Origin of the sequence: Achromobacter sp. Root170, from assembly GCF_001428165.1 — a bacterium.
GTDB classification, from domain to species: domain Bacteria; phylum Pseudomonadota; class Gammaproteobacteria; order Burkholderiales; family Burkholderiaceae_B; genus Achromobacter; species Achromobacter mucicolens.
Genome location: NZ_LMHN01000001.1, coordinates 1,238,308 through 1,249,631, shown reverse-complemented (window position 1 = coordinate 1,249,631; position 11,324 = coordinate 1,238,308). Strand labels below are relative to the sequence as shown.

The following is an 11,324-nucleotide window of genomic DNA, read 5'->3' as shown; positions in this document are numbered from 1 at the left end:
TCCTTAATGGGTCAGCATCGAGTCGCGCGCCTGTTCGGCGCGGGATGCGCCAATGGCGGTCTCGACCTTCTTTACTTCTTCGGGCGGCGGCAGCACGGCGGGGAAGCCGAGCGACTCGATCCACAATTCGCGCGACCAGCCCTGCGTGTGATAGAGGTGGTGGTCCTCGTCGGTAGCCACCGCGTCGTAGGCCTGCTTCAGGACCTTGGCCTGCTCGCCCGACTGCTGCTCGGCAATCAACCCGATCAGCGACCAATTGGCGTGGTCCTTGGTTTCGGCCAGCACCACGCATTCGGTGGCTACGAGCTGCGCAGCTTCGGGATCGCCGGCCGAAATGGCCATCTTCATGGCCTTCACCAACGATTCGCCCAAGTGCCGCACCACGTCGCGGCCCGGCGACTTGGCCTGCGGGTCGAGCTTCAGTTGCTCGAAGACGGTCAGCAGCACGCGGCGATGCGTGCGCGTTTCTTCCAGATAGCCCAGCCATTCCTTCTTCAGGTCTTCATTGATGGCACACGACACCGCGGTCTCGTAGATGGCGAGGCCGCCAATTTCGGTTTCCAGGGCCTGGTACAGCAGTTCCTTGATCTGATCGGCGTTTCCGGCTTTGCGCTTCATGGTTGGGCTCCTTGTGGTAGGTCATCAACGATCCGCACGCGGCGATCGTTCCGGATGGAGGCGCGAATTCAGCAATTGCCGTTCCTGCGTTGGCAAAGCGCCTGCAAACGCCGCGCAGACGGGCCTTGCGGGGCGTCGCGGGGGCCGGCCGATCCGCATACGCTCCGCATCGCCCGGAAGAAAATACAAAGCCCCGCGCGCCGGATGCGCCGCCGATTCCCGTAGAATCAGGGTCGTTACCCATCAAAGCGCTAGCGCGCCGCGCCCTCACGCAGGGTCGGCAACTTGCGCAAGACGTGCAGCCGCATGACCCTGAATGACCTCTGCGCCATCGCGATGGCCTTGCTGCTGACTTACGCCGGCATGGCTTGTCTGGCCCTGGCCACCCCCCGTCACTACCACCAGGTCTGGACGCGCAATCCCCGCGCGGCCCACACGCGCGTGCTGCGCGGCGCTGGCGCGCTGCTGATGGGCCTGGCGATCCTGCCTTGCGTCGGACTGTGGGGCGATGCGCTGGGCATGATGGTGTGGCTGGGCTGGCTCTGCGCGGGCGCGCTGCTGTGGTTTGGCAAACTGTCCTGGACGCCACGGCCTGCCGCAGGCGCCGCCGCCCTGGCGGTGGCGATATCCCTGGTGGGCGTCGGCATCGGGTTTTGACGGCGTTTTACTGAGCACCTGGCCGCGGCCCATCGCCGCATTGCGCAATTTCGCAGACCATTTTGCCTGTTTGACGCCGGTCAATCTGCGCCCAGATGCCGACCATTCAGCACCATATGTGGTGGTAGAGTTTTCGAACTCCACTACATATGGTGCCAACAATGGAAATCCAACACATCCTCAAGCGCGACGGCCGCGTCGTTGCATTCGATAGCGAGAAGATCGCGCAAGCCATGGCGGCGGCGGGCCAAAGCACCGGGGAGTTGGACCTGCAAGGCGCACGCGCCCTGACCGGTACCGTCATCGCAAAGCTGGACGGCAATGTCTGCCCCGGCGTCGAAACCATCCAGAACCGCGTCGAGGAAGCCCTGGTCCAGGCGGGCCACTGGCGCACCGCGCGCGCCTACATCGTCCACCGCGAGCAGCACGCCCGCCTGCGTTCCCTGCGCCACACGCTGGTCGACGTCGAAAGCGCCATGGAAGAGTATCTGGAACAGCGCGACTGGCGCGTGAATGCCAACGCCAACCAGGGATACAGCCTGGGCGGCCTGATCCTGAACGTGGCCGGCAAGGTCACCGCCAACTACTGGCTGTCCAACGTCTTCACGCCCGAAGCCGGCCACGCCCACCGCGAAGGCGACATTCACATCCACGACCTGGACATGCTCAGCGGTTACTGCGCCGGCTGGTCGCTGCGCCAGTTGCTGACCGAAGGCTTCAACGGCATCCCGGGCAAGGTCGAATCCACGCCCCCGAAGCATATGTCGGCCGCCATCGGCCAGATCGTCAACTTCCTGGGCACGCTGCAGAACGAATGGGCCGGTGCGCAGGCATTCAGTTCGTTCGACACCTACATGGCGCCCTTCATCCGCCGCGACGCGATGACCTACGCGGACGTCAAGCAATCCATCCAGGAACTGATCTTCAACCTGAACGTGCCCAGCCGCTGGGGCACACAGACGCCGTTCACCAACCTGACCTTCGACTGGACCTGCCCGGCCGACCTGAAGGACCAGATCCCGTACGTGGGCGGCGAGGAAATGCCGTTCTCCTACGGCGACCTGCAAGCCGAAATGGACATGATCAACCGCGCCTACATCGAGGTCATGATGGCCGGCGACGCGAAGGGCCGCGTGTTCACGTTCCCCATCCCCACCTACAACATCACGCCGGATTTCGACTGGGACCACCCGAACACCGAGCGCCTCTTTGAAATGACGGCGCGCTATGGGCTGCCCTACTTCCAGAACTTCCTGAATTCCGACCTCGAGCCGCACATGGTGCGCTCCATGTGCTGCCGCCTGCAGCTCGACCTGCGCGAACTCTTGAAGCGCGGCAACGGGCTCTTCGGCTCGGCCGAGCAGACCGGGTCGGTCGGCGTGGTGACCGTGAACTGCGCCCGCCTGGGCCATACGTGCCGCGGCGACGAGGCACGCCTGATGGAGCGCCTGGACTATCTGCTGGCGCTGGGCCGCGATGTCCTGGAAACCAAGCGCAAGGTGGTGCAGCGCTACATCGACCAGGGGCTCTACCCCTACACCCGCCGCTACCTGGGCACGTTGCGCAACCACTTCAGCACGTTGGGCGTGAACGGCATCAACGAAATGATCCGCAACTTCACCGACGACGCCGAAGACGTGACCACGCCCGCCGGCCACGCCTTTGCCGTGCGCCTGCTGGATCGCGTGCGCCAGCGCATGACCGAATTCCAGGAAGAAACCGGCCATCTCTACAACCTGGAGGCCACCCCGGCCGAAGGCACCACATACCGATTTGCCCGCGAAGACCGCAAGCGCTATCCCGGCATCCTGCAAGCGGGCACGGACGCGCAGCCTTACTATACCAACTCCAGCCAGTTGCCGGTGGGCTACACGGACGATCCCTTCCACGCGCTGGAACTGCAGGAAACGCTGCAAAGCAAGTACACGGGCGGCACGGTGCTGCACCTGTACATGAACGAAGCCGTGTCCACCGCCGAGGCCTGCAAACAGCTCGTGCGCCGCGCGCTCACCAACTTCCGCCTGCCCTACATCACCGTCACGCCCACGTTCTCGATCTGCCCGAATCACGGTTACCTGGCCGGGCACCACGAGTTCTGCCCCAAGTGCGACGCGGAGCTGCTGGCCAAGCAATCGGCCTGCTGCACCCCGGCGTAGCGTTTCCGGACCCGGACCGGCGCGTGGCCTCCCGGCGCGCGCTGTCCTTCACCCGCCGGGCATGCGTCCGGCATTCACTCCCGAGGAAATCTCATGCAAACCTTGACCGCCCCCGCTGCCACGTCCGCTCCCGCCGTCCAACTGGACGACAGCCAGCGCGTGCGCTGCGAAGTCTGGACCCGGGTGATGGGCTACCACCGCCCGGTTTCTTCCTTCAACACCGGCAAACAGGGCGAATTCAATGAGCGCCGCTTCTTCGTCGAACGCAGTGCCTGAAGACGGCTCGCCCGTGGGCGCTTCGCAGGCCGGCGGCGCCGGCCGGCCCGCCAGCCAGGCCGTGCGCCTGCTGACAGACCGGCCAGCCTATGCCTCGCCGCCCCAGCCCGTCATCCAGCCCCTGCCCCGGCACTCGCCCGCGGTCGGGGGGCTGGTCCCCTTTTCCACCGTGGACTGGCCGGGCCAGCTGGCGGCGGTCGTCTTCATCTCGGGGTGTCCGTGGCGGTGCCACTATTGCCACAACACCGAGCTGCAGACGCGCGCCGCCCGTTATGACTGGCGTGAAGTCCGCGCCTTCCTTGAAACCCGCAAGGGCCTCCTGGATGCGGTCGTGTTCTCCGGCGGCGAGCCCTTGAGCGAACCGCGCCTGCCCGCCATGATCCGCGACATCAAACGCATGGGCTACCGCGTGGGCCTGCACACCGCAGGCATCTATCCGTTGCGGCTGGCCGACGTGCTGCGCCATCTGGACTGGGTGGGCATGGATATCAAGGCGGACGCCAAGGGCTATGACGACATCACGGGCCGTCGCGACTCGCAGCGCCCGGCGCTTGCGTGCCTGACGCAGTTGCTATCGGCAGGCACGGACTTCGAATGCCGCATCACCTGGCATCCGGACTGGCTGGACGAACCGCGCCTGATGACGCTGGCGCGCGAACTCTCGCGCCGCGGCGTGCGCCAGTTTGCGGTGCAGGCGGCACGCGCCGCGCCCGGCGCCCCGGTCGCGCGCGCGCTCAGCAACCAGGCGCAGGCCGAGCTGCGGCAAACCTTCGAGGAATTTGCCTATCGCTGAGCCAGGTGCGCGGCCAGGGTGGCATGAAACCGCGGCGACACCACGGCGCCTACATTGCAGCGTGACCACGGCGACACCGCCTTGGGGTCCACGCTGAACACGCGGCCCGGCGCCATGATGACCTTTTCGGGCATCAGCGCCTCGGCCAGCGTCAGCGAGTCCGGCACGCCCGGAAACGCCACCCACAGGTATAGCGAGCTGGTTGGCCGCGTAAACACGTGGGCGCCCAGCGCGTCCAGCACCTGCAAGGCCTGTCCGGTCGCTGCTTCCAGCCGTTGACGCAGCCGCACCAGATGCCGCTCGTAATGGCCCTCGCGCAGCATCACGTCCACCATGCGTTCGCAGTATTCGGAACTGCTGACATGCACCAGCGCCTTCAGGTCGGCCAGATCGCTGGCCAGTGCCGCATTGCAGGCGATGAAGCCCACGCGCAGCGCCGCCGAGAATGACTTGGAGAAGCTGCCGATGTACAGCGTGCGCTCAAGCTGATCCAGCGCCGACAGCCGGACGGAGGACGTGGGCTTGAAGTCCGCCAGCGGATCGTTCTCGACCACCATCAGGTTGTAGCGCTCTGCCAACTGCAGGATCTTGTAGGCCTTGGCCGGCGACATGTCCGAGCCTGTCGGGTTGTGCGCGATCGATTGCGTGAAGAAAAGCCGCGGCTTTTCGCGCTGCAGCAATGCTTCCAACGCCACCACGTCCGGCCCGTCGGGCAAGCGCGGCACACCCACCATCCGCACCCCGGCCAGCTTCAGCTTGCCAAAGAGCGGGTAGTAGCCTGGGTCATCCACCAGCGCCGTCGACCCTGGCGGCAGGAAGTACCGGATCACCAGGTCCATGGCCTCGTTGGCGCCATGCGTAAGCACCAGTTGCGACGGCGCGGCGTTGATGCCCACATCGCCCAGCTTGCGCACCAGGCTTTCGCGCAGCGGCGCGTAGCCGAAACGGCTGCCATAGCGGAATAACGCCCCGAGCCCCGTGCGCACCACCTTCTGGTGGTAGCGGTCCATGCGCATGTCCGCCAGCCACTCCACCGGCGGAAATCCATCTCCCACGGCAACCGCGTCCGGCTGGGTCTTGAGCTGCTCGCGCATGAGCCACACGATATCCATCGCCCGGCTCAGTTGCCCCGGTTCCTCGTCCGCCGCGGGGCGCGCATGGTCGACGTCCAGCACGTAAAAGCCAGAGCCGCGCCGCGGCTCCACCAGCCCGCGCGCCACCAGCATTTCAAATGCCACGACGACCGTGTTCTTGGCATAGCGGTGCAATTGCGCCAGCTCGCGCAAAGACGGCAACTTGTCGCCGGCGCGATAGACGCCGTCTGCGATCTGCTGGCCGATCAGGTTGGCCAGGCTTTCGGCGATGGGCGCCGGGCGCTGCGGCCTGCCAGGCGGATTGGCGTCTGCCACGTTGGGATCCCCATGAATGCGTTGCCGAAAATTGGTGCAGTGCAATGGTACTGTTTGCCCAAACTGTACCTCTGAATAGCGGTACAGTTTACCTAGAATCGGGCCACTCGATTCTTATACGGAGACACGCCATCGTGGCCGATTCACGCCTGCCCAACTTCCGGGCCCTCACGCCCGCCCAACGCCTCGCTGCCATTGCCGACGCCGCCTCGCTTACGGCAGAAGAGCGCCGCCTGCTCGCCGAGCCCGGCGCCCTGGGCCTTGCCCGCGCCGACGGCATGATCGAAAACGTGCTGGGCACTTTCGAGCTGCCGCTGGGCGTGGCGGGCAACTTCCAGGTCAATGGCCGCGACGTGCTGGTGCCGATGGCGGTGGAAGAACCGTCCGTCGTGGCTGCCGCGTCGTTCATGGCCAAGCTGGCGCGCGAGTGCGGCGGCTTCGAGACATCCAGCACCCGGCCCCTCATGCGTGCGCAGGTGCAGGTGCTTGGTCTGACCGACCCGCATGGCGCGCGCCTGGCCTTGCTGCGCGAGCGGGAGCGCATCCTGACGCTGGCCAACAGCCGCGACAAGGTGCTGATCGAACTGGGCGGCGGCTGCCAGGACATCGAAGTGCACGTCTTTCCCGACACGCCGCGCGGCCCGATGATCGTGATGCATCTGATCGTCGACGTGCGCGATGCCATGGGCGCCAACACCGTCAACACCATGGCCGAGGCCGTGGCGCCGCTGGTCGAGGAGATCGTAGGCGGGTCGGTGCGGCTGCGCATCCTGTCCAACCTGGCCGACCTGCGGTTGGCCCGCGCCCGCGTGCGTCTGACCCCGCAGACGCTGGACACCAAGGAGCGCAGCGGGGCCGAGATCATCGAGGGCGTGCTGGATGCCTACACGTTCGCCGCCATCGACCCTTACCGCGCCGCCACGCACAACAAGGGCATCATGAACGGGATCGACCCGGTGATCGTGGCCACGGGCAATGACTGGCGCGCGGTCGAGGCCGGCGCGCACGCCTACGCCAGCCGCTCGGGCCGCTACACGTCGCTGACGCACTGGGAAAAGGACACCTCCGGCGCCCTGGTCGGCACCATCGAAATGCCCATGCCCGTGGGCCTGGTGGGCGGCGCCACCAAGACCCATCCGCTGGCGCGCCTTGCACTGAAGATCATGGACGTGCGCTCGGCGCAGGAGCTGGGCGAAGTCGCCGTCGCGGTCGGCCTGGCGCAGAATCTGGGCGCGCTGCGCGCGCTTGCCACTGAAGGCATCCAGCGCGGCCACATGGCGCTGCATGCCCGCAACATTGCCCTGGTGGCGGGCGCAACCGGCGCGGAGATCGACGAGGTCGCCAAGCGCATGGCGGCGGAAAAGGATGTCCGCACCGATCGCGCGCTGGCCTTGCTGGAGGAACTGCGCGCAGCCCGATAACCCGCAAGGCAGGTATCCGAGACGGCGCCGGCCCCCAACGCGCGCCGTCCGATAAACACAGGAGAGAGACATGAAACAAAGCCTCCCGGCGCCCTCCACGCGCCTGGCTGAAGTCTGGAGCGACACCGTGGATCTCAGGCATCTGGCCTGGGCCATCGGCATCGGCATCACGATCAGCGTGGCGGGCTTCTTTACCGCCAGCCGCTGGTTGCGCGGCATGGTCGCCTCGCCCGAGCTGGCGCACGCCTACGCCATGCTGGCCGGGCTGGCGGGCTGCGTGCTGGCCGGCGTGATCTGCGCACGGCTGTTTCCGCCCAAGCGCGAGGTCATCGAGCGCAGCGCCACGCACGATCCCGCCTGGCGCGCCGAAGTGCTGGCCGAACTGGCCGAGCAGCCGGGCGGCCTGGGCACGCTGGCGGACCTGCCCGAGCCGGTCGTGCGCGAACTGAAGGAACTGGATCTATACGACCTGTTCGCACAGCCGGCGGCCACGGCCGCCTCTGGCGCCCCTGATGGCGTCAACGATGGCATCACAGACAGCGCCGCCAATGCCGCCGCCGCGCGGCGCGGCGCCGCCAAGGAGGCACTGGCATGAGCGACCCCGCACTGCTTGAACAAATCATGGTGGCTGCCGGCATGGGCCTGTTGGGCGCGGTGGTGTTCGCCGCCATCGGCCTGGTGTCCGGCACCGACGAAACCACCACGCTGGCCCCGCTGACCCTCCTGGTGGTGCTGCTGGGCGTGCCGCCTGCCGGCGTCTTCACGTTTTTCCTGGCGGGCGCGGTGGCCAAGCACATGACGCACGCCGTGCCCACCGCGCTCTTGGGCATCCCGGGCGACACGCTGGCCACGCCATTGCTGCAGGATGCAAACATGCTGCGCAAACTGGGCGTGCCGCACATTGCGCTGCGCAAGATGGTGTCCGGCGCCATCGTGGCGGCCTTTGTCGCGGTGCCGCTGGCGGTGCTGTTTGCCGTGCTGCTTGCGCCGTTCGGCGCCGCCATCACCAAGTCGGCCCCCTGGATCTTCCTGGCGGCCGCATTGCTGATCGCGTATTTTTCCGCGGGACGCTGGGCCGCCGTGGCGCTGCTGGTGCCGTTCGTCATGGTCATCATTGCGCTGCAAAGCCTGACGGCAAAATACGGCGTCAAGCTGAGCATCAGCTATTTCCTGGGCATTGCGATCGGCCCGCTGATCGCCGACCTGTTCACTGTCCTCTCGCCGCAAGGCCGCGGCAAGATGATGCGCGACAAGGTGCGCACGTTCTCGCTGGCGCCCGATGTGAAGGGCTGGTCGGGCTACTTCCCGAACCCGTTGAAGGTCATGGACCGCGTGCAGACGCGCTGGACGCTTGCCACCGCGGCCGTCTCCAGCGCCACGTTCGTGTTCAGTCCGGTCGCCATGACGGTCGTGCTGGGCGAACTGGTGGGCTCGCGCGTCAAGCACGCCTATCACCGCCTGACCACGGTGCTCAGCGCGCGCAACGGCGTGACCGAAGCCACCTACATTGCCGAGGCCCTGATTCCGCTGATCGCGTTCGGGCTGCCCCTGAGCCCCGTGGCCGCGGGACCGGCGGCGCCGCTCTTTAACGCGCCGCCTCGCTTTACGGTGGATGCGGCAACGGGCCAGACGCACAACCTGCACAACCTGCTGAACCACTGGGAATTCCTGGGCTACGGCATGCTGGCGGTGCTGCTGGCGGCGGTCGTGTCCTACCCCTTCGCCATGAACTTCGCGCGCCGCGCCGCGCTGTTCGTCTCGCGCCGTGTCAGCCACGAAGCCATCATCGCCACGTTCGTGGGACTGATCATCGTGATCAGCGTCTGGGAAGGCCAATTCCTGGGCCTGCTCGTCATCCTGACCATGGGCCTCATCGGCGGCCTGCTGTCGCGCCTGTTCGGTTTCAACACCGGCGTGCAGTTCATGGGGTACTACACCGCCGTGCTCTCGGTGCCGGCGATCGTCAAGCTGCTGGGATAAAGCGTGACGGATGGGCGGGCATTTAGCCCCGCCCATTGCCGCGCCACTTGATCCTTCGCAAGGCGGCGCTCCCCACCTTGCTCTAGCCTCTGGTCTCTTGACCAGAGGAAAGACTCATATCATGACGTGGTTCAAATCACTCACCCTCGCCGGACGCGAGTTGCTGCCCATCGTGCAGGGCGGCATGGGCGTTGGCGTATCCGCCCATCGCCTGGCCGGCGCGGTTGCCAGCCAGAACGCCGTGGGCACCATTGCCAGCGTCGATTTGCGCCATCACCACGCCGATCTCGTGGAAAAAACCGAAAAATGCAATGACCGCGACACGATCGACACGGCCAACCGCGAAGCCCTCCATCGTGAAGTGCGCGCCGCGCTGGATACGGCGCAAGGCCGCGGCCTGGTGGCGGTGAACGTCATGAAGGCCGTGCGCGACCACCCCGCGCTGGTGCGCCAGGCCTGCGAAAGCGGCGCCGAGGCCATCGTCATGGGCGCCGGCCTGCCGCTGGACCTGCCCGAAATGACCGCCGACTTCCCCAAAGTGGCGCTCGTGCCCATTCTGTCCGAGGCTCGCGGCGTCGCCGCCGTCCTGAAGAAATGGATGAAAAAGGGGCGCCTGGCCGACGCGGTCGTCATCGAACACCCCGGATATGCGGGCGGCCACCTGGGCGCGGCCCGGCTCGACGACCTGCACAGCGAACGATTCGATTTCAAGAAGGTGCTGGCCGAATGTCACGCCCTCTTCAGTGAATTGCAGTTGGGCCGCGATGCGCCCCGCCTGATCGTCGCGGGCGGCGTCGGCAGCCACGAACAGGTCCGGCACTGGCTCAGCAACGGCGCCGACGGCGTGCAGGTCGGCACCGCGTTCGCCGTCACCCACGAAGGCGACGCCCACGAAAACTTCAAGCGCGTGCTAATCGACGCCGATCCCACCCAACTGGCGGAATTCACCAGCGTGGCCGGCCTGCCGGCCCGCGCGGTCGCCACGCCGTGGCTCACGCGCTACCTGCGCCAGGAAGGCACGCTTCAGGCCAACACCCGCGCCGATCCGCGCCGCTGCAGCCAGCGCATGGACTGCCTGACGCAATGCGGCCTGCGCGACGGCATCGCCAAGTTCGGCCAGTTCTGCATCGACCTGAAACTTGCGGCCGCCATGCGCGGCGAAGTCAGCCGCGGCCTGTTCTTCCGCGGCGCATCCAAGCTGCCGTTCGGCAGCGCAATGCGCTCGGTGCGCGAGCTGATGGATTACCTGCTGCACGGCGAAATGCCCGCCGCGGCCTAAGGCCTCAGCAACCCTCAGATGATCTCCGGCAGGCGCCGCAGATCATCGATCACTTCAAAGGCGCCCTCGTCCAGCAACCGCTGCCGCTGCTGCGGCCCGTTGTGCGAGGCGCCGACGAATCCCACCGCCCGCATGCGCGCCGCCCGGGCGGCGCGTACACCTGGCACGCTGTCCTCGACCACGACGCAGTCCAGCACCGCGGCCCGCATCTGCCGCGCTGCATACAGGAATATGTCGGGCGCTGGCTTGCCCTTGGCGACCTGCGCCGTGCTGAACACGTGGGGCGCAAACATCTCCCACAGACCCACCATCTTCAATGCCGCCTCAAGCTTGGCGGGCATGCTGCTGGACGCCACGCACAGGTCCAGGCCGCGTTCGCGCAAGACCTTCAAGGTTTCATGCACGTGCGGCAGCGCGCGCAGCTCGGTGCGGAACGAGCGCTCCAGCCGGTCGGCATACTGCCCGGCAAATTCGTCGGGCAGCGAGCAGGCGTTTTCGGCCTGCAACGTGCGCCACATGTCCGCATCGGGAATGCCGGCGAAGCGTTGCGCGGCCTCTTCAGGCGTGATCGCGATGCCGTGTTCGGCCAGCGCGCGGGACTGGGCGCGCGCGGCAATGATTTCGCTGTCGATCAGGACGCCGTCGCAATCGAAGATCACCAGGCGTGGAGCGGACGTGTGCATGCAACCTCCATCGTGTCGTGCGCTCCATGATAGGCCGGCCGGGTTACCGCGC

Annotated in this window: 11 protein-coding genes; 8 read left to right on the top strand and 3 right to left on the bottom strand. The window is 66.7% G+C overall.

Annotated features, from left to right (window positions below; genetic code table 11):
• Window positions 1-3 precede the first annotated feature (3 nt).
• Window positions 4-618 carry a hypothetical protein gene (locus ASD87_RS05735; protein ID WP_056318301.1) on the bottom strand — a complete coding sequence of 205 codons (615 nt, stop codon included), beginning with the start codon at window positions 616-618 and terminating at the stop codon, window positions 4-6.
• A 306-nt stretch (window positions 619-924) separates the two neighbouring features.
• On the opposite strand from ASD87_RS05735, the gene ASD87_RS05730 reads away from it, so the two are divergent.
• The 4 genes from ASD87_RS05730 (at window position 925) to ASD87_RS05715 (ending at window position 4,500) form a co-directional block, all read left to right on the top strand.
• Window positions 925-1,275: a DUF3325 domain-containing protein gene (locus ASD87_RS05730; protein WP_056318298.1), complete on the top strand. Its 351-nt coding sequence runs from the start codon at window positions 925-927 to the stop codon at window positions 1,273-1,275.
• 161 nt (window positions 1,276-1,436) lie between these two features.
• Entirely contained in the window at window positions 1,437-3,431 is a 1,995-nt protein-coding gene (locus tag ASD87_RS05725) for a ribonucleoside triphosphate reductase (protein WP_056318295.1), read from the top strand.
• A gap of 93 nt (window positions 3,432-3,524) precedes the next feature.
• Window positions 3,525-3,707, top strand: a complete 183-nt coding sequence (nrdD, locus tag ASD87_RS05720) for an anaerobic ribonucleoside-triphosphate reductase (protein WP_056318292.1) — start codon at window positions 3,525-3,527, stop codon at window positions 3,705-3,707.
• Window positions 3,673-4,500, top strand: coding sequence for an anaerobic ribonucleoside-triphosphate reductase activating protein (locus ASD87_RS05715; protein WP_056318288.1), 828 nt, complete (start codon window positions 3,673-3,675; stop codon window positions 4,498-4,500). Before nrdD ends, ASD87_RS05715 begins: the two co-directional genes overlap by 35 nt.
• Here ASD87_RS05715 and ASD87_RS05710 read toward each other — a convergent pair.
• Entirely contained in the window at window positions 4,491-5,909 is a 1,419-nt protein-coding gene (locus ASD87_RS05710) for a PLP-dependent aminotransferase family protein (RefSeq protein ID WP_056318801.1), read from the bottom strand. The genes ASD87_RS05715 and ASD87_RS05710 overlap by 10 nt on opposite strands.
• A 131-nt stretch (window positions 5,910-6,040) precedes the next feature.
• On the opposite strand from ASD87_RS05710, the gene ASD87_RS05705 reads away from it, so the two are divergent.
• From ASD87_RS05705 to ASD87_RS05690, 4 genes are all read left to right on the top strand, one after another.
• Complete coding sequence (locus tag ASD87_RS05705) at window positions 6,041-7,330, top strand: hydroxymethylglutaryl-CoA reductase, degradative (protein WP_056318800.1); 1,290 nt, start codon at window positions 6,041-6,043, stop codon at window positions 7,328-7,330.
• Between the two features lie 70 nt (window positions 7,331-7,400).
• Window positions 7,401-7,925, top strand: coding sequence for a hypothetical protein (locus ASD87_RS05700; RefSeq protein WP_056318283.1), 525 nt, complete (start codon window positions 7,401-7,403; stop codon window positions 7,923-7,925).
• Window positions 7,922-9,310 carry a tripartite tricarboxylate transporter permease gene (locus ASD87_RS05695; RefSeq protein ID WP_056318279.1) on the top strand — a complete coding sequence of 463 codons (1,389 nt, stop codon included), beginning with the start codon at window positions 7,922-7,924 and terminating at the stop codon, window positions 9,308-9,310. The genes ASD87_RS05700 and ASD87_RS05695 overlap by 4 nt, the downstream gene beginning before the upstream one ends.
• 121 nt (window positions 9,311-9,431) lie before the next feature.
• Window positions 9,432-10,589 (top strand): nitronate monooxygenase family protein, encoded by a 1,158-nt coding sequence (locus ASD87_RS05690; RefSeq protein ID WP_056318276.1) that lies wholly within the window; start codon window positions 9,432-9,434, stop codon window positions 10,587-10,589.
• Window positions 10,590-10,603: 14 nt separating this feature from the next.
• Here ASD87_RS05690 and ASD87_RS05685 read toward each other — a convergent pair whose 3' ends face one another.
• Complete coding sequence (locus ASD87_RS05685; RefSeq protein WP_056318273.1) at window positions 10,604-11,272, bottom strand: HAD family phosphatase; 669 nt, start codon at window positions 11,270-11,272, stop codon at window positions 10,604-10,606.
• Window positions 11,273-11,324: the final 52 nt, after the last annotated feature.